The sequence below is a fragment of the Terriglobales bacterium genome, assembly GCA_035651995.1.
Lineage (GTDB): Bacteria > Acidobacteriota > Terriglobia > Terriglobales > Acidobacteriaceae > DASRER01.
The window spans coordinates 71,407-93,526 of the sequence record DASRER010000042.1 but is presented as its reverse complement, the minus strand read 5'-3'; the positions used below and the strand labels follow the sequence as shown (position 1 = coordinate 93,526).

The 22,120-nt window shown below is 63.6% G+C and carries 19 protein-coding genes and 1 tRNA gene; 14 read left to right on the top strand and 6 right to left on the bottom strand.

All coding sequences use genetic code 11. From position 1 onward, the window contains the following. Window positions 1-125, top strand: a 125-nt coding sequence (locus tag VFA60_14495; protein HZQ92999.1) for an IS5/IS1182 family transposase, incomplete at its 5' end; no start/stop codon positions are given. A gap of 60 nt (window positions 126-185) precedes the next feature. Then, window positions 186-983 carry a hypothetical protein gene (locus VFA60_14490; GenBank protein HZQ92998.1) on the top strand — a complete coding sequence of 266 codons (798 nt, stop codon included), beginning with the start codon at window positions 186-188 and terminating at the stop codon, window positions 981-983. Between the two features lie 228 nt (window positions 984-1,211). On the opposite strand, the gene VFA60_14485 is transcribed toward VFA60_14490, so the two are convergent. Then, window positions 1,212-1,595: an iron-sulfur cluster assembly accessory protein gene (locus VFA60_14485; protein HZQ92997.1), complete on the bottom strand. Its 384-nt coding sequence runs from the start codon at window positions 1,593-1,595 to the stop codon at window positions 1,212-1,214. A gap of 307 nt (window positions 1,596-1,902) precedes the next feature. Between VFA60_14485 and VFA60_14480 the strand changes: the two genes are divergently transcribed. Beyond that, window positions 1,903-2,160: a hypothetical protein gene (locus VFA60_14480; protein HZQ92996.1), complete on the top strand. Its 258-nt coding sequence runs from the start codon at window positions 1,903-1,905 to the stop codon at window positions 2,158-2,160. A 221-nt stretch (window positions 2,161-2,381) separates the two neighbouring features. Here the strand turns inward: VFA60_14480 and VFA60_14475 are convergent, their stop codons facing one another. Continuing rightward, window positions 2,382-3,533 carry a pyridoxal phosphate-dependent aminotransferase gene (locus tag VFA60_14475; protein HZQ92995.1) on the bottom strand — a complete coding sequence of 384 codons (1,152 nt, stop codon included), beginning with the start codon at window positions 3,531-3,533 and terminating at the stop codon, window positions 2,382-2,384. A gap of 143 nt (window positions 3,534-3,676) precedes the next feature. Between VFA60_14475 and VFA60_14470 the strand changes: the two genes are divergently transcribed. The 3 genes from VFA60_14470 to VFA60_14460 all read left to right on the top strand — a co-directional run bounded on the left by VFA60_14470 (window position 3,677) and on the right by VFA60_14460 (window position 6,184). After that, window positions 3,677-3,762: transfer RNA gene (locus tag VFA60_14470), tRNA-Leu, on the top strand. A 302-nt stretch (window positions 3,763-4,064) separates the two neighbouring features. Continuing rightward, the gene (locus VFA60_14465; GenBank protein HZQ92994.1) at window positions 4,065-4,358 is read left to right on the top strand and encodes a DUF3467 domain-containing protein; all 294 of its coding nucleotides are present in this window, start codon (window positions 4,065-4,067) and stop codon (window positions 4,356-4,358) included. Between the two features lie 155 nt (window positions 4,359-4,513). Then, a complete protein-coding gene (locus tag VFA60_14460) occupies window positions 4,514-6,184 on the top strand; it encodes a glycosyltransferase family 39 protein (protein HZQ92993.1) in 1,671 nt (556 codons plus the stop codon). Window positions 6,185-6,241: 57 nt separating this feature from the next. On the opposite strand, the gene VFA60_14455 is transcribed toward VFA60_14460, so the two are convergent. Then, entirely contained in the window at window positions 6,242-6,979 is a 738-nt protein-coding gene (locus tag VFA60_14455; GenBank protein HZQ92992.1) for a uracil-DNA glycosylase, read from the bottom strand. 361 nt (window positions 6,980-7,340) lie between these two features. On the opposite strand from VFA60_14455, the gene tig reads away from it, so the two are divergent. The 3 genes from tig to clpX all read left to right on the top strand — a co-directional run bounded on the left by tig (window position 7,341) and on the right by clpX (window position 10,800). Next, window positions 7,341-8,672, top strand: coding sequence for a trigger factor (gene tig, locus VFA60_14450; GenBank protein HZQ92991.1), 1,332 nt, complete (start codon window positions 7,341-7,343; stop codon window positions 8,670-8,672). A gap of 82 nt (window positions 8,673-8,754) precedes the next feature. Further along, window positions 8,755-9,345 carry an ATP-dependent Clp endopeptidase proteolytic subunit ClpP gene (gene clpP / locus VFA60_14445; protein HZQ92990.1) on the top strand — a complete coding sequence of 197 codons (591 nt, stop codon included), beginning with the start codon at window positions 8,755-8,757 and terminating at the stop codon, window positions 9,343-9,345. Between the two features lie 171 nt (window positions 9,346-9,516). Beyond that, window positions 9,517-10,800, top strand: coding sequence for an ATP-dependent Clp protease ATP-binding subunit ClpX (gene clpX, locus VFA60_14440; GenBank protein HZQ92989.1), 1,284 nt, complete (start codon window positions 9,517-9,519; stop codon window positions 10,798-10,800). A 211-nt stretch (window positions 10,801-11,011) separates the two neighbouring features. Here the strand turns inward: clpX and VFA60_14435 are convergent, their stop codons facing one another. Continuing rightward, entirely contained in the window at window positions 11,012-11,470 is a 459-nt protein-coding gene (locus tag VFA60_14435; protein ID HZQ92988.1) for a hypothetical protein, read from the bottom strand. Between the two features lie 322 nt (window positions 11,471-11,792). Here VFA60_14435 and VFA60_14430 point away from each other — a divergent pair, with 322 nt between their 5' ends. The 5 genes from VFA60_14430 to yihA all read left to right on the top strand — a co-directional run bounded on the left by VFA60_14430 (window position 11,793) and on the right by yihA (window position 17,836). After that, the gene (locus tag VFA60_14430) at window positions 11,793-13,127 is read left to right on the top strand and encodes a DNA methyltransferase (GenBank protein ID HZQ92987.1); all 1,335 of its coding nucleotides are present in this window, start codon (window positions 11,793-11,795) and stop codon (window positions 13,125-13,127) included. After that, the gene (locus tag VFA60_14425) at window positions 13,127-13,948 is read left to right on the top strand and encodes a hypothetical protein (GenBank protein HZQ92986.1); all 822 of its coding nucleotides are present in this window, start codon (window positions 13,127-13,129) and stop codon (window positions 13,946-13,948) included. The genes VFA60_14430 and VFA60_14425 overlap by 1 nt, the downstream gene beginning before the upstream one ends. Before the next feature lie 273 nt (window positions 13,949-14,221). Beyond that, entirely contained in the window at window positions 14,222-16,624 is a 2,403-nt protein-coding gene (lon, locus tag VFA60_14420; GenBank protein HZQ92985.1) for an endopeptidase La, read from the top strand. Between the two features lie 314 nt (window positions 16,625-16,938). Continuing rightward, on the top strand, window positions 16,939-17,172 hold the full coding sequence (locus tag VFA60_14415) for a hypothetical protein (GenBank protein HZQ92984.1): 234 nt from the start codon (window positions 16,939-16,941) through the stop codon (window positions 17,170-17,172). 49 nt (window positions 17,173-17,221) lie between these two features. Then, window positions 17,222-17,836 carry a ribosome biogenesis GTP-binding protein YihA/YsxC gene (yihA, locus tag VFA60_14410; GenBank protein ID HZQ92983.1) on the top strand — a complete coding sequence of 205 codons (615 nt, stop codon included), beginning with the start codon at window positions 17,222-17,224 and terminating at the stop codon, window positions 17,834-17,836. A gap of 71 nt (window positions 17,837-17,907) precedes the next feature. On the opposite strand, the gene VFA60_14405 is transcribed toward yihA, so the two are convergent. After that, window positions 17,908-20,529, bottom strand: a complete 2,622-nt coding sequence (locus VFA60_14405) for a M1 family metallopeptidase (GenBank protein ID HZQ92982.1) — start codon at window positions 20,527-20,529, stop codon at window positions 17,908-17,910. Window positions 20,530-20,846: 317 nt separating this feature from the next. Further along, entirely contained in the window at window positions 20,847-22,037 is a 1,191-nt protein-coding gene (hutI, locus tag VFA60_14400) for an imidazolonepropionase (protein HZQ92981.1), read from the bottom strand. Window positions 22,038-22,120: the final 83 nt, after the last annotated feature.

The following is a 22,120-nucleotide window of genomic DNA, read 5'->3' as shown; positions in this document are numbered from 1 at the left end:
TCGAGCGTTTGTTCGCCTGGTTGCATAACTATCGCCGCGTGGTCACCCGCTGGGAGTACCACGCGGCCAACTTCCTCGGCATGGTTCAGCTCGCGTGCGTTCTGGTCCTGCTGAGACATTTATGAGATGGCTTCTAGCCTTCGTGCCCTTTGCGGTTCGCTTTTGATTTTGCGTTTGGTCTTAACTTGAAACTCGAAACTCGCAACTCGAAACTCCGCCGCACCCGCCGCCGTTCCCGGCAGTCGGGCTACGTCCTGCTCGTCATCATGCTCATGATGGTCATCATGATGATCGCCGCCGTCGCTATCGCTCCCGCCATCGCCACCCAGATCCGCCGCGACCGCGAAGAGGAAATGATGCACCGCGGCACGCAGTACGCCCGCGCCATCAAGCGCTTCTACCGCAAGACCGGACGCTATCCCGCCCGTCTCGAGGAACTGGAAAACACCAATCAGGTCCGCTTCCTGCGCAAGCGCTACAAAGATCCCATCGCCAATTCCGACCAGTGGCGCATCATCCATCTCGGCGAAGCCAGGATCATCCCCAAGACCTTCACCATCGCCGACGCCGGCCAGCCCGGCGTCAATCTCGGTTCCACGCCCGGAACGCCGGTCGGCAATCCCTTCGGTACCGCCGGCATCCTTGGGGCCACCGGCGCCAATCCCGCCACCGCCACCCAAGGCGCCGCAGGACAGCCCGGCTCGTCGTCATCCGGCAGCGCCACCGGACGCACGTTCGGCGGCGCGCCCATCATGGGCGTCTCCAGCAACAGCGATCAAGAATCCTTGAAGGAAATGGACGGCCACAAGCACTACAACGAGTGGGAATTCACCTACGATCCGCGCTTCGATACGCAGGCCCTCGCCGCCGCGGCCGCGCAGCAACAACAGGGCGGCCAGCAGCGCGGCCCCGGCGCCCAACCCGTCACCGGCCCCGGCGGGACGGGCCCCGGCACGCCGCAGCAACCAACCAAACCGCAGTAGAGACCTGGCTTGCTGCGTCTCCACCCTCCACGTTGTAGCGACGGGCGCCCTCGCCCGTCGGCACGCCACCACGGAACCGTGTGGACGCGACCGTGCCCCACGTTCGCGCTGCATTCCTGGCGGCGCTAACGTTGGGGGCCTACGACAGCGCCCACCACGGAAACGAGGCAAAACGCGCGCCAACAGAAAAGGCGCGGCCGTGGCCGCGCCTTCCCAAAACCAAATCCCCTACACGCTGAACGACGAACCGCATCCGCACGTGCTCTTCACGTTCGGATTCTCGAATTTGAACCCGGCCGCTTCCAGCGTCTCCACGTAATCAATCTGCGCGCCCTGCAGATACGACACCGAGGTCGCGTCCACGAACACCTTCAGCCCGTCGAACTCGTAGGTCTTGTCCATCAGTCCGGCCGCGTTCTCGAAGCTCATCGAGTACGAAAAGCCCGAGCAGCCGCCGCCGACCACGCCCACGCGCAGTCCAGCCGGGACCGGATTCTGCTGCCCCATGATCTCCTTCACCTTGGCAATCGCCGTCGGCGTCAGGGTGATCGGCGGCGCCTTCTTCACCGGCGCTTGCGGTGTGCTGGGTGTGGTTTGAGTCGTTGTCGACATGTGTTCTCCTCTGCCAGGACGGATTATAACAAACGTTTCCCGCGGCACTGCCGCGCGTATCTTGCTCAATAACCACGGCTGCCGCCCGCTAAGTCTTTAGATGTTACATCCGCCCCTGCCGACTCACCCTCCCGGACCCGCGGTTTGGACCGGAATTCTTGACTCCCAGCTCTGCTTATAGGTCTATAATTTTGCTCAGGCCCCCATACCGCGACCCGGCGGCTGGCCGTCTAACCACCAGCCGGGCCCTCCGATACGCGGGACCGGCTACGATCTCAAGCTGAGGTGACACATGTCCCCCTTGACGATGCTACTGATAGCCTGGGCCGGCCTCACCACCGTTCTGGTAATCCTGCTCATCTATCGCAGCACCCTCGCCATCCATGAGGACGATCAGCTTTTCCTCGATGAGGCTGAGTCCCACATGCGCGAAGAGCAACTGGAGAACACCCGCAAGATGGAGCGCGTCACCCCGTTCGTGCGCTTCTTTGGCGCCGCGTCGGGCCTGCTGATCCTCGTGATCGCGGGGATATGGGTCTACAACGGCCTCACCCAGGTTCAGTAAGCGACGTCCAGGAACCGACGCCCCGTAAGAGGCCTCCAGATATCGCCGCGTGTCGCGGCCGGCGCCACCCTCCGCCACCTCGTCGTCTATCGTGTTGGCCGTAGTCTGCGACCACGGACCGTGTGGACGCGGGCCACCGCCCGCGCGGCTGGCGAAACCGCCGACAGCGGAAATCTTCAACGTAAAGCTTGAACTTCCGCCCTCTTCCCCTTTACGCCCAATCACAACCGCCGCAGCCGCCTGCACGCCTCTTCCAGGTCTGAACCCGTCTTCGCAAAGCAGAACCGCAATAAATTCTCCCCCGCGTCATCATGGTAGAAGCTCGCGCCCGGCACCGCCGCCACGCCCGTCTCCGCCAGCAGCGCCATCGCCTTCTGCTTGCTCGTCGTGCCCGGCAGCGCAGTCGCATCCGCCAGAACGTAGTAGGCCCCGTCCGGAACCGAAGGCGTCAGCCCCACCTCCGCCAGCGTCGAGCACAACAGCTCGCGCTTGTGCGCGTACTCGGCCTGCAGCGCCTGATAGAACCCCGGGCCCAGCTCGTTCAACCCCGCCGCCACGGCCCGCTGGAACGGCGACGGCGCGCATATATACGCCAGGTCGCTGAAGTATCCGATCGCGTAAGCCCACCGCTCCGCGCACACCGCATACCCCACGCGCCATCCGGTAATGCTGAAGGTCTTCGAGAATCCCGAAATCGTGATCGTCCGCTCGCGCATGCCGGGCAACGACGCCGCGCTCACATGTTCGCGCCCGTCGTAGAGGAAGTACTCGTAAATCTCGTCGGTGATCACGAACAGGTCGTGCCGCGCCGCCGTCTCCGCCACCCAGCCCAGCTCCTCGCGCGTGAACACTTTGCCCGAGGGATTGGCCGGCGAGTTCACCACGATGGCTTTCGTCCGCGGCGTGATCAGACGCTCCAGGTCCGATGCGGCAAACCTCCAGTCCGGCGCCCGCAGCGTAACGAACACCGGCTTCGCGCCCACGATCTCCAGCGTGTGCAGGTGGTAGCCGTAAAACGGCTCGAACAGGATTACCTCGTCGCCGGGATTCAGCACCGCCAGGCACGCCGAGTAAAACCCGCCCGTCGACCCGACCGTGACCACGATCTCGCTCTCCGCATCGCACTCCACGCGGTTGTAGCGGCGCATCTTCGCCGCAATCGCCTGCCGCAGTTCGCCGATCCCGTCCAGCCGCGTGTACTGGTTCTGCCCGCGCTCGATCGAGGCATGCGCCTCGCGCCGCACCGGCTCCGGCACCTCGGTGTCGCAGATCCCCTGCGCCAGGTTCACCCCGCCCACCCGCTCGGACTCCACCGACATGATGCGGATCTCCGACTGCTGTATCCGCCCCGCCTTTTCGCTGAGTTTGATCATCTATCCCTGCCCAAAACTATCGTACTCGCGCGGCCCCGCTGTTTTTCGTGAAACATGAAACAAGAAACGTGAAACCTTGCCAGGGACGACACAGGTTCGCCGCGCTCGCCATTGCGCGACGAACTGCCCTATCATTGACCCGTGCGAAAGTGGCGGAATTGGCAGACGCACCAGACTTAGGATCTGGCGGGTAACCCCCGTGGGGGTTCGAGTCCCCCCTTTCGCACCACCTACCACGGACCATGCGGCGCGGACGCCTCGTCGTCCGCGAGCTGGCCACCACTCCGTTACGATGCACCGACGGGCGCCCTCGCCCGTCGCCAACCCGCCCCGGACGTTCCTCCCGGGTCATCCTGAGGTCGCGCCCTTCGCGGCCGACGGACCCCGACGCCGTTCATCCCTTCCGTCCCGCTCCAGGCTTCTCGGCCACACTCGATGTTCGCGTCAAGCTGGCCCCTTCCATGACCGAGAAAGATTTCCTCCGCGCCTCCGCGGTTCAAACCTTCCGTTTTCATTTATGCTGTCCGCATCATGAACATCCCTGGACAGCCGGAAATCAAGCTCACCAACGCCGCCGATTACCGCGAGTCCTACGCCAACAGCGTGCAGGTGCGCGTCAACGTGTGGGACTTCTTTCTCGTCTTCGGCACGCTGCAACCGCAAAGCGAGACCCAGGTTGAGGTGCGCAACTTTCAGGGCATCTACCTCAGCCCGCAGCAGGCCAAGGCGCTGCTCGCCGTGCTCCAGCAGAACATGGTGAACTACGAGCAGGCCTTCGGCGAAATCAAGCTCGACCCGCGCATGGCCGCCGGGCCGGTGCACTGAGCGTGTCTCTTGCCAAGCGCGTCGATCGGGTTTTGAAGGGGCACGGCTTCAGCCGTGCCGTTTAGAGCACCTGGAATGAGAATCGCGCCGACCGAGCAACGCGAGGAAGGCGCGATCGGGAGCGATATACTCGCCACGCCGGAAACTGAATTGATTTGAAGAAGAGTCTTCCGCTCACGCTCGCCCTCTGCAGCGTCCTCATCGCACTCCACGCCCCACTGCTCTCCCTTCCCTACTTCTGGGACGAAGCCGGCTACTACATCCCCGCCGCGCGCGATCTGCTCCTCATCGGCAGCCTGCTTCCGCATTCGGTGGCCGCCAGCGCGCATCCGCCGTTGGTTCCTGCTTCCATCGCGCTTGCCTGGAAGCTGACAAGGTTCTCCCCAGTCGCCACGCGCATTGTCATGCTGGCATGGGCCGCGCTCGCCCTCACCGGCCTGTTCGCACTCGCACGCCGCATTTCGAATGACACGGTCGCGTTCGCCACCGTCGCCCTCACCGCCGTCTATCCAGTTTTCTTTTCGCAGTCCGCGATGGCGCAACTCGACATGGCCGTCGCAGCGCTCATCTTCTGGGGCCTCGATTCTTACTTCGGAACTGTGCGCTTCCGCTCCGCCGTCTTCTTCTCCCTCGCCGTCCTCGCCAAAGAAACGGCCATCATCACGCCCCTCGCCATACTTCTCTGGGAAGCAATATCGAATCGTTGGTGCCCCACGTTCGCGCCTCGCTCCTCACCGGCGCGATCGCGGGGTAACGACAGCCCGCACCCCGACAAACCCTCAGGTAGCCCGCTCGCCGACTACGCAGCCCTCCTGTTTCCACTCCTCCCACTCGCCCTCTGGCTCCTCTATGTCCGCCTCCACACCGGACATCTCTTCGGCGACCCCGCCTTCACCAGCTACAACCTGGGCGCGACACTCTCGCCCGCGCGCTTTCTTTTCGCCCTGCCGCAGCGCCTCTGGCACGCCCTCGGACACATGAACCTCTACGTCCTGACCATCGCCACTGCGCTGGCCATGATGTTCCCGCCGGCGCCTTCGGAGTCCAGGCAAGCGGGGATCTCACCCTTCCGCCATCCTTTGGCGGAGGCTGAGGATTCCGAGCGTCCACGCATCGCCATCCCCACGCAATTCGCTTTCGCCGCCGTCATCCTCGCCCACGTCGTTGCGTTTTCGCTCGTCGGCGGCGCGCTCCTCGCCCGCTACATGCTTCCCGTGGTCCCGCTGGTGATCCTGATCTGTGTCTCCACTTTATGGCGCCGCCTGCCGTACTGGCCCGCGGCCATCGCCCTCGTCGCGGCCTGCTTCGTCCTCGCCCTCTTCGTCAATCCGCCCTACCGCTTTGCCCCGGAAGACAACCTCGCCTGGCGCGACTTCGTCGTCCTCCACGAGGACGCAGCGCGCCATTTCCAAAGGCCGAACTACAATCCCCGCGTCCTCACTGCCTGGCCCGCCTCCGACGAGCTCACCCGCCCCTATCTCGGCTACGTTCCCTGGCCGGCACGCGTGCTGCGGATCGAAAACTTCACCCTGGAAGAGCTCGAAGCCGCCGCGCAGCGCAACGACTGGGACGTCGCCCTCGTCTTCTCCACCAAGTACGAACCGCCGCGCGGCTCACTGCTCGATCGCTGGGAATTCTGGCGGCGCGCGCACCAGCGCTGGTTCGACTACCACCGCGACCTGCCGCCCGCACTCGCCGCCCAGGTCCTCGCCGGCCGCCTCACCTGGCAGGAATCCCGCGGCGGCCAATGGATCGCCATCATCGAAATCAACCGCCTGGTGAACGCCAGAAACGACGCACCGCGGATCAACGCGGATGAACGCTGATCGGAACTCGGTCGAACAAGAGCTCGATCGAACAAGAATGATCCGCGTCATCGGCGTTCATCCGCGGTGAAATATGGTTCCTGCGCTTTTCTCCGCCCCTCCGCGTCTCCGCGGTTCAGCCAGCGCCCGCGCCCGCCGGAAAATCTTCACAAACATCTCCCGCGTCAGCTTCCCCGTCAGCGTGTTCTGCTGCGACGGGTGATACGAAGCCAGCAGCGCGCGCCCATCCGGCAGCATGTACTCCGCCCCGTGCCCGAACTTGTACGCGCTTTTCCGCTCGATCACGCCGCGCCGTTTCGCGTAATCCAGGTACGCGTCGAACCCGATCTTCCCCAGCGCAACCACCACCCGCACGTTTCCAAGCCCCGCCAGCTCGCGATCGAGAAACGGCGCGCATGCCGCAATCTCCGCCGGCGTCGGCTTGTTCGCCGGAGGCGCGCAGCGCACCGTCGCCGTGATGTACAGATCGCGCAGCTCCAGGCCGTCGCCGCGATGCGTCGCCGCAGCCTGCGACGCGAACCCCGTCTCATGCAGCACCGGATACATGAAGTTGCCCGAGCCATCACCCGTGAACGGACGCCCCGTTCGGTTCGACCCGTGCGCTCCCGGCGCCAGCCCCAGCACCAGCACGCGCGCCTTCGGATCGCCGAATCCCGGCACCGGCTTGCCCCAGTATTCCTGCTCGATGTACGCCCGCCGCTTCTCCCGCGCCACCCGCTCCCGATACTCCACCAGCCGCGGACACAACCGGCACGCCACCACTTCATCGTTCAGCACTGTCAGCCAACCCGCCATTGCCACATTTTATCGGTGTCATGCTGAGCGAGTGCGAAGCGCGAGTCGAAGCATCCCTGCCGTCAGCCAACCCGCCATTGCCACACTTTATCGGTGTCATGCTGAGCGAGCGCGAAGCGCGAGTCGAAGCATCCCTACTGTCAGCCAACCCGCCATTGCCACACTTTATCGGTGTCATGGTGAGCGAGCGCGAAGCGCGAGTCGAAGCATCCCTGCTCGCGCCGTGCTCGCTGGGCGAAGTGGCTGCGTCGCAGGCGCCTCTGCGGCTGGCCGTTCCCCCGTTTGACCACTTCTCACGCTGCGCTTTATATTCTTTATTTGGCCCGCGCGCGCCGCCCCGCGCCGTGTTCCGCCTCAAATTTTGACCACCGAAACCCAGAACGGCTGCAAACGCGAGATCCAGGTCGAAGTCCCGGCCGACGTCGTCTCCCGCGAGCTCCAGTCCACCGTCGCCAAGTACCAGAAGCTGGCCCGCCTGCCCGGCTTCCGCAAAGGCAAGGTCCCGGCCAGCATCCTCTGGCAGCGCTTCGCCAGCGACATTCGCGGCGAGGTCGTCGAGTCGCTGGTCCCGCGCTACTTCCGTCAGGAAACCGAGCGCCAGGGCATCCATCCGGTCTCCCAGCCTCGCGTCACCAACCTTGCCGACGTCAAAGAGGGCGAGCCCCTGCGCTTCACCGCCAGCTTCGAGGTCCTCCCTGAGATCGAAGTCCAGGGCTACCAGGAACTCCGCCCCGAGCGCGCCGACACTTCCGTTTCCGACGCCGACGTCGAGCAGCAGATCAGCCAGTTCCGCGAGCAGCACGCCACCTACGCCGCCGTGGAAGAAGACCGCGCCATCGCCGACGGCGACTTCGCCCAGGTCGAGCTCAGCGGCCGGCCCAAGTCCGAAGCGGCCACCGACGCCGCGAACGAAGCGTCCGTCTCAACCGAAAGGTCCGGGGCCGGCAAGACCAACCCTGTCCACCTCGACGAGGTTCTGGTCAACGTTGGCGGCGAGAACACGCTGCCCGAGTTCAGCGCCAACCTGCGCGGCGCCAAGACCGGCGACCGGCGCACCTTCGACGTCAGTTATCCGGAAGACTTCACCGACCAGCGGCTCGCCGGAAAAACCTTCACGTACACCCTCAGCGTCAAAGGCATTAAGCGCAAAGAACTACCCGAACTGAACGACGCCTTCGCCAAAGAGCTCAGCCCTGACTTTCAGACCGTGGACGACCTGCGCAAGCGCGTCCGCGAAGGCATGGAGCATGAAAAGCAGCACCAGGCCGAGCACGCCGCCAAGGAAAAGCTCCTCGACGAGCTGGTCCGCCGCAACGAATTCCCCGTTCCCGAGTCATTGGTTGAGCACCAAATTGACGTGCGCCTCGAGCGCGGACTCCGCGCCCTGGCCGCTCAAGGCATGCGCACCGAGGACATGAAGAAAATGGACTTCCCGCGCCTGCGCGCCAGCCAGCGTGACGCCGCCCTGCGCGAGGTCAAGACCTCGCTCATCCTCGACCGCATCGCCGACAAGGAAAAAATCGAGGTCACCGACGAGGAGCTGGAAAAAGAACTTGCCGCCGTCGCCGAGCAGACGAAACAGCCCCTCGAAAGCGTGCGCGCGCGTTTGACGAAGGATGGCGCGCTCGATAGAATTCGCAACAGAATCCGCAGCGAAAAGACCCTTGATTTTCTCTACCGCCGCCCGGCGTGAGGCTCTGCCGTGACCTTGTCTCTCCCGATCCCGATCGAACGCGCATGCGCGTCGAACCAGGTCTGAAAGGAATCCCCCAACCATGCTAGTCCCCATGGTCATCGAGCAAACCAGCCGCGGCGAACGCGCCTACGACATCTATTCGCGGCTGCTGCGCGACAACATCATCTTCATCGGCACGCCGATTGACGACGCCGTCGCCAACCTGGTCATCGCGCAAATGCTCTTCCTCGAGGCCGAAGACCCGGAGAAGGACATCCAGCTCTACATCAACTCCCCCGGCGGCATCATCACCGCCGGCATGGCGATTTACGACACCATGCAGTTCGTCCGCCCCGACGTGCAGACCATCTGCATCGGCCAGGCGGCCAGCTTCGCCGCCCTGCTGCTCGCCGCCGGCGCGCCCAAAAAGCGCTTCGCCCTGCCCAACTCGCGCATCCTCATCCACCAGCCGCACATCATGGGCGGCGGCATCAGCGGCCAGGCGACCGACATTGACATCCACGCGCGCGAGATCCTCCGGATGCGCGAAATCATCAACCAGCTCATGGCCAAGCACACCGGCCAGCGTCTCGACAAGGTCGAGAAGGACGTGGAGCGCGACTTCATCATGAACGCCAACCAGTCCAAGGAGTACGGCATCATCGACGACATCATTTTTGAACACAAGTGAAGTCGTAGAGACATAGCTTGCTACGTCTCCGGTGGAAGCACCGGGCTTTGGCCCGGTGAACACGCCGTGACGAGAGATAGGGCTTTGGCCCCGGCGATAGAAAGATCGCCCTGTACTCAGGTGATTCCCGGGCACCAGCCCGGACGTTTTTGTGGTAGAAGGAGCAGTAACGTGAGATCCCGGTCCGGCACCGACGAAGTCCTTAAATGTTCGTTCTGCCACAAGTCCCAGGACGCAGTGGCGAAGCTGATCTCCTCGCCCAGCGACTACCCGCGAGCCTACATCTGCGACGAGTGCGTGGCCGTCTGCAACTCCATTCTCGAAGACGACCGCGCTGAGACCCATTCCGCCGCCGCGCCCAACCACCTGCCCAAGCCGCAGGAGGTCAAGGTCTTCCTCGACGAGTACGTCATCGGCCAGGAGCAGACCAAAAAGAAGCTCGCCGTAGCGGTCTACAACCACTACAAGCGCATCCACATGAATCGCCAGCGCAACGGCGACGTGGAGCTCACCAAGAGCAACATCATGCTCATCGGCCCGACGGGCACGGGCAAAACGCTGCTCGCGCAGACGCTGGCCAAAATGCTCGACGTGCCGTTCGCCATCGTCGACGCCACCACGCTCACCGAAGCCGGCTACGTCGGCGAGGACGTGGAGAACATCATCCTGAAGCTGCTCCAGGCGGCCGATGGCGACGTGGGCCGCGCCCAGACCGGCATCATCTACATCGACGAAGTCGACAAGATCGGCCGCAAAGACGAGAACCCCTCGATCACGCGCGACGTCTCCGGCGAGGGCGTGCAGCAGGCCCTGCTCAAGATCCTCGAAGGCACCATCGCCAACGTGCCTCCGCAGGGCGGACGCAAGCATCCGCACCAGGAGTTCACCCCGGTCGACACGACGAACATCCTGTTCATCTGCGGCGGGGCCTTCGTCGGCCTGGAAAAAGTGATCGGCCGCCGCGTCGGCAAGAAGTCGCTCGGCTTCCGCAGCGACGACGCCCAGGGCCAGCCGGGCGTCGCCGCCGCCGTGCCCGCCGTCAAGCGCGATACCGAACTGCTCGCGCAGGTCCAGCCGCAGGACCTGATCAAGTTCGGCCTCATCCCCGAATTCGTCGGCCGCCTCCCCGTGGTCGGCGTGCTCAACGACCTCGACGAGAAGGCGCTGGTCGAAATCCTTACGCGCCCGCGCAACGCCATCATCAAGCAGTATCAGCGGCTCTTCGAGTTCGAGAACGTCAAGCTCAAGTTCACCGACGACGCGATGCACGCCATCGCCCGCGAAGCCCTGGCGCGCAAAGTCGGGGCCCGCGGCCTGCGCATGATCCTGGAAGAGCTCATGCTCGACCTCATGTACCACCTGCCCTCGCAGAAGCGAGTCAAGGAATTCGAGGTCACCAAGGAAATGGTCGAGAAACGCGACGTCTCCCTCGCGGTAATGGAAAAAGCGGGATAACGCACGTAGGCCCGGACGTCTTGTCCGGGCAGGCCGAGCGCAGCCCGGCGAGGGCGAAAAGTCGTTCCAACGGAGCCCGGTCGCCTCGACCGGGCTTTGCAGCTCCGGCCTGCTTCGTCAAGTTGTCAAAGAGCCAGCCAAGCTTCCCTTGGCCTCGCCGGACGAGGCGTCCGGCGCCTATGTGTTCCATGCTACGCGATTCGTTTTCGGGTCATGCTGAGGACGCGATTTGTGCGTTCGAGGATACGGGTTCGGCTTGCGGCAATCGGCGCGTGTGCTTGGCAGCGCCAAGGCGGGCGCGGCGGACGGCGGATGGCAGCGCGTCGAAATCGCCGAGCTGAGCGCAGGCGGCTTCCCATTCTTCGCGGACGCGGAGGACGTTGGATGCCGCTGTCTGCAGGCCGTAGAGCATGAGGGCGGCGACTTTGTACTCCATCATGCCGGTGTTCAGGCCGCGCAGAACCTGCTGGATGGCGAGCTGGATGGAAGCGGCGTCTTCGATGAGCGGGAGCTGGGGCGCGTGGTCGTCGCGCAGGCGCTGGTGGTAGTAGCAGTAGTCCTGGAGCGCGATGGCGGGCGAACCGCAGCGCGCTCCGGTGACGCGGATGTGCTGGCAGCGTGGCGCGGCGTCGGCGGCAACGAGGCGTCCGCCGGGCTTCTTGGTGGGCATATACCCCCTTCCGGTGCTTCTAGTGTTTGCAACAAGTTGCGAGTGGGGATCCGTGGGTGATCCGATCATCTAAAGGAGTTACACGCAAGATCCGTCGTGCAAAGGACTTGCGCCATTGCGATTTCAGTTTTGCAAGGGATGCAGCCAGCGTAGGGTAAAAGCCTGTGGAAAGGCAAGCGACAAGATATGCCAACAGCATGTGCTATATCTTATAGACATTTAACTAGCAAATGCAGAGCTATCGTCATAGCTCATAGAAAACGACTGGACTGCCAAGTGCCCCTTGTAGGGTCATTTGACCCGGTATGGTACATTGCCGGAAATGGTATCCCCTGACATCGACAGCGCGGTTCAGATAACCCGTCTGTTGACGTCACAGCGCGATCCCAACCGCCTCCTGGAAGCTGATCGGGTCGCGCACGACTGGTACCGGTTTGTTCTGTCGTTTCCTCCGCATCTAGTCAGGCATTACGCTGAGGCATTCTACCGAGGCGACGGGACCGTGCTGGACCCGTTCTGCGGCACGGGAACGACCGTGGTCGAAGCCAAGAAACTCGGCATTCCGAGCGTTGGCATCGAAGCTAATCCGATGGCCGCCTTCGCGGCCGGGGTGAAGGTCACATGGGATATTGACCAGAACGCTATGTGGCACCAAGCCTGCGGTATCGCAGAAGCGGCGAGTGACATACTGAGTTCTCAGGGCATTCAGGACCAAGCCGGCGCCCTCTTCACAGCGCCAGCGACATCCCAATTGCGAAGGCTGCCGCCTGAATCCGAGAAGCTACTGCTCACGAATTCGATAAGCCCACTGCCGTTGCATAAGGCCCTCGTTCTGCTGGAGTGTCTTGAAAAAGCGGGACCAGCGCCGTTCGATGGGCATCTGCGCCTCGCGCTCGCGAGCACTTTGGTTCAGGATGCCAGCAACCTGCACTTTGGACCGGAAGTCGGTGTTCGCGGTATGAAGTCTGATGCGCCGGTGATAGGTCCCTGGCTGGCGCGAGTGCGGCAAATCCAGAGCGACCTCGCGACATTGTCTCGGGATAGTGCTACCCGTGCACGGGTGTTGCACGCAGACTCCCGAAATGCAACCGCGCTGGTGCCCGCAGCGAGCGTGGAAGCCGTGATCACGTCTCCGCCGTACCCAAACGAAAAGGACTATACGCGGACGACACGCCTCGAGTCGGTGATGCTGGGCTTTTTACGGGATAAGCAACAGCTTCGGCAGATGAAACAAGGGTTGCTGCGCTCCAACACGCGGGGTGTCTTCAGGAAGGACACCGACGACGAAGTCGTATCCGATAACGCAACAGTAGCGGATCTGGCAACTGAGATAGAGCGCCGGAGAAAAGAATTGGGGAAAACGTCCGGATTTGAGCGCCTTTATGCCCGCCTCACTAAGCTCTATTTTGGCGGAATGCAGCGCCATCTTGCGGGGCTTCGACAGATCCTCAAGCCGGGAGCCCATCTTGCCTATGTTGTCGGCGACCAAGCCTCGTATTTCCGCGTTTTGATTCGAACGGGCCAGATACTAGCCGAAATCTCACGCTCGCTTGGATACGAAGTCCTCGGCATTGATCTATTCCGGACGCGGATTTCAACTACGACGCGCGAGCAGATGCGCGAGGAAGTGCTACTGCTCCGGTGGCCAGGAGCGTGATGACAAAGAAGCGAACAAGGAGGCTGGGGAAAAAACCCAATCGCTATGCTGCCCTCATTGAACGCATTTTTAAGGCGCATTACGAGGGCGGCCATGAGTCGTTTGTATTCACTCGAACCGAGCTGGAATCCACAGCCAAGAAACTACGGATCAAGCTGCCAAAGAACCTCGGCGACATAATCTACTCGTTCCGATATCGTGCGTATCTCCCTGAAGGCATCACACGAACAGCGCCAGCTGGTAAACGCTGGGAGATCAAGGGTGCAGGCGCCGCGCAATACAAATTCGAGCTAGTTTATGATCGCGCAATAGTTCCCAATCCGCAGTACACGGTCATAAAAGTACCCGACGGCACGCCGGGGCTCGTTGAGAAGTATGCCCTGACTGACGAGCAGGCGACACTTGCCCGGGTGCGCTACAACCGGCTGCTCGACATTTTCACCGGCGTCACTTGTTACGCTCTGCAAAGTCACCTTCGAACGACCGTGCCCGAGATTGGTCAGCTTGAGATTGATGAGTTATATGTTGGCGTGGACAAGCGCGGCGTTCACTACGTTTTTCCGGTTCAAGCCAAGGGTGGGAAGGACCGTTTGGGGATCGTCCAAGTGGAGCAGGACATCGCCGCCTGCAACGTGAGATTCCCCGAGTTGGTGTGTCGCCCGATTGGCGCACTATCAATGCCGGAAAATACGATTGCGATGTTTGAGTTCCAGGCACAGAACGGAGATATTCTCATTGCGGCAGAGCGCCATTACCGCCTTGTTCCCAGCGAGACGGTCACCGACGTTGATCTGAAGCAGTACAAAGCCCAGCCTGAGTAGCGGTTCCGCCCGCGTTTTCCACAGAGAATTCGCCCCAAGGCGATACCCGTGGCGGCAAGCTCACGCGGGACTCGTCACGGCGCCGCTGAAGGACACCGACTCTGCCTGGTAACGTCTCTCATCAGGCAACAAAGTGACGAAAGTGCCATTCCGGAGGCGTTCACCGTCTGTTAACGTGCCCTTTCGGGCGTGATATTCTCTGACTAAGGAACGAGCCCGCGAGGCTCGCGGGGCGTCACGGGGAACGGGAAACGAACAACGGGAAACGAGGACATGAACCCAAAGGAAAAGTTCGACACACGCAAGCTGCCCATGATGCCGATCCGGGACGTGGTCATTTTTCCGCACATGATGACCCCGTTCGTGGTTGGCCGCGAGTCCAGCGTGCGCGCCCTGGAAGAGGCGCTGGCGTCGGACAAGAAAATCTTTCTCGCCACGCAGCACGACGCCTCCATTGACGAGCCCAAGCCAAACGAGATTTACCAGGTTGGGACGATCGTCAACATCGTGCAGTCGTTGAAGCTCCCCGACGGCAACATCAAGGTGCTGGTCGAAGGCATCGAGCGCGGCAAGATCCTGCAGGTCACCGACTCGGAAGGCTACTTCCAGGCGACGGTCCGCACCGCCAAGTACCACGTCGAGGTCACGCCGCAGATCGAAGCGGCCATGCAGCGGGTGACGTCCCTGTTCGAGCAGTACGTCAAACTCTGCCAGTCGCTGAATTACGAGACCATGATCGCGGCGGTCCGCATGGAGGACCCGGGCAAGCTCAGCGACAAGATTTCCGAGAACCTGCAACTCTCGATCGAGGAGAAGCAGGAGCTGCTGGAGATTTTCGACCCGGCCGAGCGGCTCACGCGCATTGCCGACGTGCTCGACATCGAGATCGAGAAGCTGAACATGGACCGCAGCATCCAGTCGCGGGTGAAGCGGCAGATGGAGCGGGCGCAGAAGGAGTACTACCTCAACGAAAAGATCAAGGCGATCCAGAAGGAGCTGGGCCGCGGCGAAAAGAGCGAGTGGGACGAGCTGAAGAAAAAAGTGGACGCGGCGGGCATGCCGAAAGACGTTCACGAGAAGGCGCTCCAGGAGTTGAAGAAACTGGAAGCCATGCCGCCCATGTCGGCCGAGTCGACCGTCTCGCGCAATTACCTGGACTGGCTGCTGGCGGTGCCGTGGAAGAAGCGGTCGAAGGAAATCCGCTCGATTGATCGCGCCGAGAAGGTCCTGAACGAAGACCACTACGGGCTGGAGAAAATCAAGGAGCGCATCCTCGAGTTTTTGGCGGTGCGCCAGCTGGTCAAGAATCCGAAAGGCTCGATTCTGTGCTTCGTCGGGCCTCCGGGCGTGGGCAAGACGTCGCTGGGCATGTCGATCGCCAAGGCGACGGGGCGCAAGTTCGTGCGCATGTCGCTGGGCGGCGTGCGCGACGAAGCGGAGATCCGCGGGCATCGGCGCACGTATATTGGCGCGCTGCCGGGGCAGATCATCCAGATGATGAAGAAGGCCGGCACCAAGAACCCGGTCTTCATGCTCGATGAAATCGACAAGATGAGCATGGACTTCCGCGGCGATCCGTCGGCGGCGCTGCTGGAAGTGCTCGATCCCGAGCAGAATTACATGTTCGTGGACCACTATCTCGATGTGGAATACGACCTCTCGCAGGTGTTTTTCATCGCCACCGCGAACGTCATCCACACGGTCCCCGCCGCGCTGCAGGACCGCATGGAAGTGCTGCGGCTGCACGGCTACACCGAGCTGGAAAAAGTCGAGATCGCCAAGCAGTTCCTGGTCCGCAAGCAGCGCCAGGCGACCGGGCTGACGGAAAAGAACATCACCTTCACCGACGACGCCATCACCTCGATCATCCGCAACTACACGCGCGAAGCCGGCGTGCGCAACCTGGAGAGGGAGATCGGCAACATTGGCCGCAAGGTGGCGCGCAAGGTCGTCAAGCAGGGCGAGGCGTACAACATCACCATCACCCCCGAGAACGTGGGCGAATTCCTCGGCGTTCCAAAATTCCGCGACACGCTCGCGCACGAAAAGAGCGAGGTCGGCCTGGTCACCGGCCTGGCGTGGACCGAAGTCGGCGGCTCGATCCTGAGCACGGAAGTGGCCATCGTTGACGGCAAGGGCAAGCCGATCCTGACCGGCAAGCTGGGCGACGTGATGCAGGAGTCGGCGCAGGCGGCCATGACCTACGTCCGCTCGCGCGCGCAGCGCCTGGGCCTGGCGCGCGACTTCTACCGCAACATTGACGTTCACGTGCACGTGCCCGAGGGCGCCATCCCGAAGGACGGGCCGTCGGCGGGCATCACCATCGCTACCGCCATCGCTTCGGCGCTCACCCGCATACCCGTGCGCCGCGACATCGCCATGACCGGCGAGATCACGCTGCGCGGAAAGGTACTGCCCATCGGCGGGCTGAAGGAAAAGCTGCTCGCCGCCCATCGCGCCGGGATCATGGAAGTGATCCTGCCGAAGGACAATGAGAAAGACCTGGCCGACGTGCCCGAGAACCTGCGCAGTGCCATGAAACTTCACTTCGCCGAGAACATGGACCAGGTGCTCAATCTGGCGCTGGAAGGCCCGTTGCCCGAAATGCGGGAAGAAGCGCCGGCCGCCATCCAGCAGGCGCCCCCGCAACCCGAAGCTCCCGCGACTCACCAGTAAGCTTTTCCTCTGGCCGAACGTGAAAAGCCCCGCCTGGCGGGGCTTTTCAGCTTCACCGTTGTCACTTCGAGCGCAGCGAGGGACCGGTGCGCGAAAGCGCCACGGCAAGCGGTTGCGCGCGCGCCCGCGGTCCACGCGACCGGCCTTGATTGCGTCAAGGCTGCCTCAGGTCCCTCGCGCGCGGAAAACGCGCGTTCGGGATGAGGCTTGGATACTGGAGGTCCCAGCACTGCTCCGGGCTGAATCGCACAAATCCACCGACGGCCGGCGACCAACAACCGGCGACCACCTTGCATCTGGACTAGAATCTGCTCATGGACACCGGCTTCCATCACGTGCCGCCGAGCCAGACGCAAGGCACGGCAGCGTTGCTGGTCGCGGTGTTGTTCGTCGCGATCATGCTGGTGTTCTTTCCGGCAGCGCGCGTGTTCATCGCCATCAGCATTCCGATCGGGGTCGTTGTCGCTGTCGGTCTGTACTTCTGGAACAAGCGCCGTCCCGCGAAGGTCGACGAGCGCCACAACAAGCGTCCGCTGGGGCTTGAGTAGCGGGCGGGAGACGTAGCGAGCCACGTCTCTGCGCTGTCTCACCCACAAGATGATCAAGGTCCATGCCAAGTTCGTGCTTTCCGCCGCCGATGCGCGCCAGTTTCCCGCGGCGTCGCTGCCGGAGATTGCCTTTCTCGGGCGCTCGAACGTGGGCAAGTCGAGCGTGCTGAACTCGCTCGTCGGCGAGAAGATTGCGCGCACCAGCGCCACGCCCGGACGAACGCGGACCATCAACTTCTTCGAGCTGCGCCGCCAGGGACGTCCCGAACCCGAGCTGCGCTTTGCCGACCTTCCCGGATATGGCTATGCCAGGCTGCCGCGCGAAGTCACCGCCGAATGGCCGAGCTTCATCGAGCCGTATCTGGCGCAGCGGTCTGCGCTGGCGCTGAGCATCGCCCTGGTTGATCCGCGAGCGCCGACGCAGGAGAGTGACAGAAGGCTGCTGGAATGGCTGCGCGGCGCGGGACGAGAGTATCTGGTGGTGGCGACCAAGAGCGATCGCCTGAGCGGCAACGAGCTGGCCAACGCGCTGCGGCGCTTGCGCACCGACCTGGGAACCGAGCGCGTCCTTCCCTACTCCGCCAAGACCGGCTCAGGACGCGACGAGCTGTGGCGCGAGATATGGACCGCTGCGAGCCGCAGGATCGCCGCGGCGAGCGACTGAGCGCGGTTCACCGCGCCTCTCCAGAGGCTCCCGTTCGCGCGGGCGAGGTCGCCCGCGTCCCACGGTCAATGCTACTGCGAGCCGCCTGCGGCGGTCCCGTTCTGCCGCAGGTACCGCGCCAGGCGCGGCGCTTGCGCGTTGCGCAGCTCGACGCAGTCGCGGATATTGTTCTGTGCCTGCTTCATGGTGCGTTCGGCCGCGGGCAGCGGATGCGACTGGAAGAACTGCTGCACGTCTTCGGCGGCGCTTGCATCGCAGAACGTCCCGGCCGCGGAAATCAGCCCCGCGAGCGGACCACCGGCTTCGGGCGTGCGCTTCTTGATGTCTTCCCAGTGCGCCTTGATGAACTCCCAGGTCTGCTTCTGGCTGTCGGTGTTGGAGAGGGCGCCGGAAAGCAGCAGCGGGAAGTCCTGCGCGCGGACTTCGGGCGTGAGGGCGAAGTTCAGCGTGCGGTCGAGCAGCGCGGGCGCGGCGAACTCGTCGAGGCGGTTGAAGAAGCGGTAGTAGTGATCGGGCGGACCGGGCTTCTTCAGCTCCGCCATGAACGCGTCGTACAGCGCGGGATCGTTGCTCAGCGTGGCGAGGTCGAGAACGGCCGTGGTCAGATTGGGATCGAGGGACGACGGGTCCTTGATATAGGCGAAAGCGAGATCGTGCGCCTGGCGCAGGACCTCGGGATCGCGGCCCACCTCGCCCACGATACGCAGCAGCGTGGCGCGCAGCGCCCGCTGGTCGTAACCCTCGCCGGCGGCCGGCTTCCAGCCCATCTTGTCGAACACGGGACGATACGTCTTGCGCACCCAGGCCTCGAACGCGTTGCGATCGGGCCCGACGGCGATCTTGTTGTAGATGCGCTCGAGGCGCGACAGGACCAGGTCGGCGACCTGCGGCGTCGTGTCGGAAGCGAGGTTGGCGGCGACGTTCAGGTACTCGCCGACGCCGTGGCGGCCAATCTGCACCTGCGCCCACTCGTCGTTGGTGAGCATGATGCGCTCGCCCGGGCTCAGATGATGCAGCGCGCGTTGGGCGATCTTGCTCACCTGATCAGGCGAGTAGGCGGTGCGATAGTAGCCGTGCGCGCCGGCGTTGCCGTAAACCCACGTTGGACAATCCTTGAGCTTCACCGACTGCTGCTTCTGCGCCAGGATTTCCGTCCGCGGCGCCGGTTCGCCGGTGATGAGCCGCACCGGAACCTGCCAGGTCTGGTCGCTGCCCTTCTCCATCAGCGTGGGGTTGTAGAAGTAGCGTTGCTGCGCAAGCTGCACGACGCCCGATCCGTTCGCGCAGGTGAGATCGAGGCTGACCATGGGCACGCCGGGCTGATTGACGAAGGTGGCCATGACCTTGTCGACCGGCTTCTTCGAGACTTCGGTGAGGGCGTTCCAGAAGTCGGCGGCGGTGGCGTTGGCGTAAGCGTGGCGCTTCAGGTAGAGGTTCACGCCGGCGCGGAAAACCTCAGGCGTGACGTAGCTCTCGACCATGTTGAGCACGGCCGCGGCCTTGCCGTAGGCGACACCATCGAACAGCTCCTCGATCTGGGCCGGGGTTTCGGCGTGCGCGGCGTGAATGGGGCGCGTGGCGGCGTTGGAGTCGCCGTTCATGGTGACGGCGGCGTCGGAGATCTCGTCGAGGTCGAACTTCCACTCGGGCTTCCAGGCCTGGAGCGGCTTGTTCTCCATCCAGGTGGCAAAGCCTTCGTTGAGCCACACATCGTCCCACCAGGCCATCGTGACGAGATCGCCGAACCACTGGTGCGCCATCTCGTGCGAGAGCACCTGGGCGAGCGACTTCTTGCGATTGATGGACGCGGTCGCTTCGTCGAGGGCGACGAGCACGTCGCGCTGGATGATCAGGCCGGTGTTCTCCATGGCGCCGGCGGCGAAGTCGGGCATGCCCAAAATGTCGAGCTTTCCGTAGGGATATTTCTGCGCGTAGTACTGGTTGTAGTACTTCATCACCGCTTCGGCCACGGTGAGCAGGAAGCCGAGCTTGTCCTTTTTGCCGGGCGTGGAGCAGACGCGGATGGGGATGCCGTCGGCGCCGCCCTGGACGCACTCGAAGTCGCCAACCGCGAGCGCGACCAGGTACGACGACATCCTGGGCGACGGCGCGAACTTCACGGTGTGCTTGCCCGCGGGCCCGGGCGTGTCGGAGACCTGCTTCATGTTGCTGAGCGCCATGTCGCCGGAATCAATCACGGCGGCGACTTCGAAGACCGCCTTGAACGCGGGCTCGTCGAACGAAGGGAAGGCGCGGCGCGCGTCGGTCGCTTCGAACTGCGTGGTGGCGTAGCGGCGCCTGTCGGTCCTGGCCAGATAGAGGCCGCGCAGCTGGTCGTTCAGGACGCCGGTGTAGCGGATGCGGATGGTCGCCGGGCCCGCGGCCAGAGGCTTGTCGAGCGCGAAGTCCACGGTTTCGGCGCCGGCGTGCGGCGTGACCCTGGCGGTTTGCGTCTTGCCGGATTGCGTGACCGTCACCTGCTGGAATTCGATCTCGGCCGAGTTCAGCGTGAGCGTTCCGGTGGGCTTGAGCACGCGGATGGAGATCGTCTCGTCGCCGGAGAAAGTGGCCGCCGCCAGGTCGGGCGCGAAGGTGAGCGAGTAGCGCTCGGGCGTAGCGACGTCGGGCAGACGGTACGGCGAAGCAAATGCGAGCGACGAGGCGAGCAACAACAGAACGGCAATGCGCTTCATGAGAACTCCTTGCGGGCTGGTGACGGATTCAGGGACGAACGGCCCCGGGCATGGTGATCCACTGTTATGGACGGACAAACTCGGGCGCGGTGAGCGAAAAGGCCCAGCCGTCCCTGCAGGACCCAGCCGCGCGGTGCACATTGCCCCCGGCACTTCGTGCTGGGCTACATTCAGCCGTTGCTTCGCGACTGCTCGCCCGCAACCCTCAATTCTAGCGGATTCGGGCGGCAGAAAATCGAGCGCGGCCGGAAAGCCCGGAGCGACAGAAGTGGCGCCGGCCGCGGTGGGGTCCTCCGCTTCGCGCCGGATGACTCAGATCAAGATTGATTGGGCAATGCAGCAACGCCAGCGGCAATGGCCGTCCAGCAGGCGTTGCCGCCGAACCAATAGGCGATCTCGCGCCAGTCGCGCAGGTCGAAGATGGTTAGGTCGGCGTCTTTGCCGGGCTCAAGGCTTCCCTTGCGGTCTTGCAGCTTCAGGGCGCAGGCGCCGTTGTAGGTGGCGGCGGTGATGGCCTCGGCGGGCGACATGCGCATCTGGGTGCAGGCGAGCGAGACGATGAACTGCATGTTCAGCGTGGGCGAGGTGCCTGGGTTGTAGTCGGTGGCGAGCGCGACGGCGGCGCCGGCGTCGAGCAGCTTGCGCGCGGGCGGATAAGCGCCGAGCCCGAGGAAGTAGTTGGCGCCGGGCAGGAGCGTGGCGACTACATCGCGGCGGGCGAGTTGCGCGATGTCCTCGTCCGATACGCAGTCGAGGTGGTCGAACGATGCCGGATGGAAGCGCAGCAGCGGCCACAGTTCCCCGGGGGAGAGCTGGCAGACGTGCGCGCGCGCGCCCAGTCCGAGATTTTCGGCGGCGGTGAAGACCTGCTCGGCCTGCTCGAGCGTGAAGGCGCCGCGTTCGATGAAAACGTCAACAAAGGCAGCCAGTTTCGCCTCCGCAGCACGTGGAAGCATTTGTTTAACTATTTCATGTAAGTATTTGTCCGGTAACGACTTCAGTTCAGGCGGACAGACGTGCGCACCGAGCAGCGTTGGCACGACCGTTCCCGGCCAGGCGCGGGCGGCATCGCGAATTGCTTCGAGCGACTTGATTTCGGCCTCGGTGCTCAGGCCATATCCCGATTTGCACTCGATGGTGGTGGTGCCGTGGCGTCCGGCCTGGTCGAGAGCTCTGGCGACGTTGGCAGCCAGTTCAGAGCGCCGGGCCTTGCGGACGGCGCTGACACTGGAGGCGATGCCGCCGCCGGCCGCGGCGATCTCTTCGTAGGTCGCCCCGGAGATGCGCTTTTCGAAGTCAACAAGACGCGGCGCAGCGAAAACGGGATGCGTGTGCGAGTCGACGAATCCGGGCAGGACGACGCGTCCGCCGCAATCGAGTTCCGTGACCTGCCTGCGATGCCGCTTGAGCCAGGGATCGCGGGCGGCATCGCGCATGGCGCCGACGCTGACGATCTTGCCTCCGGCGCAGAGGACGGCCGCGTCCTCGATGATGCCAAGGTCGCGCATGGCAGCGCCGCGGCGCAGGGAGTTGGGCCGGCTGCTTTCCGAGCGCAGGGTGAGGAGCTGGCCGATGTGGGTTAGGAGGAGCG

Coding starts and splice junctions, on each gene's coding strand:
- VFA60_14485 (HZQ92997.1), bottom strand. CDS start 1,595: ATGTCGACAACGACTCAAACCACACCCAGCACACCGCAAGCGCCGGTG.
- VFA60_14480 (HZQ92996.1), top strand. CDS start 1,903: ATGCTACTGATAGCCTGGGCCGGCCTCACCACCGTTCTGGTAATCCTG.
- VFA60_14475 (HZQ92995.1), bottom strand. CDS start 3,533: ATGATCAAACTCAGCGAAAAGGCGGGGCGGATACAGCAGTCGGAGATC.
- VFA60_14465 (HZQ92994.1), top strand. CDS start 4,065: ATGAACATCCCTGGACAGCCGGAAATCAAGCTCACCAACGCCGCCGAT.
- VFA60_14455 (HZQ92992.1), bottom strand. CDS start 6,979: ATGGCGGGTTGGCTGACAGTGCTGAACGATGAAGTGGTGGCGTGCCGG.
- clpP (HZQ92990.1), top strand. CDS start 8,755: ATGCTAGTCCCCATGGTCATCGAGCAAACCAGCCGCGGCGAACGCGCC.
- VFA60_14435 (HZQ92988.1), bottom strand. CDS start 11,470: ATGCCCACCAAGAAGCCCGGCGGACGCCTCGTTGCCGCCGACGCCGCG.
- VFA60_14430 (HZQ92987.1), top strand. CDS start 11,793: ATGGTATCCCCTGACATCGACAGCGCGGTTCAGATAACCCGTCTGTTG.
- VFA60_14425 (HZQ92986.1), top strand. CDS start 13,127: ATGACAAAGAAGCGAACAAGGAGGCTGGGGAAAAAACCCAATCGCTAT.
- lon (HZQ92985.1), top strand. CDS start 14,222: ATGAACCCAAAGGAAAAGTTCGACACACGCAAGCTGCCCATGATGCCG.
- VFA60_14415 (HZQ92984.1), top strand. CDS start 16,939: ATGGACACCGGCTTCCATCACGTGCCGCCGAGCCAGACGCAAGGCACG.
- yihA (HZQ92983.1), top strand. CDS start 17,222: ATGATCAAGGTCCATGCCAAGTTCGTGCTTTCCGCCGCCGATGCGCGC.
- VFA60_14405 (HZQ92982.1), bottom strand. CDS start 20,529: ATGAAGCGCATTGCCGTTCTGTTGTTGCTCGCCTCGTCGCTCGCATTT.
- hutI (HZQ92981.1), bottom strand. CDS start 22,037: ATGCGCGACCTTGGCATCATCGAGGACGCGGCCGTCCTCTGCGCCGGA.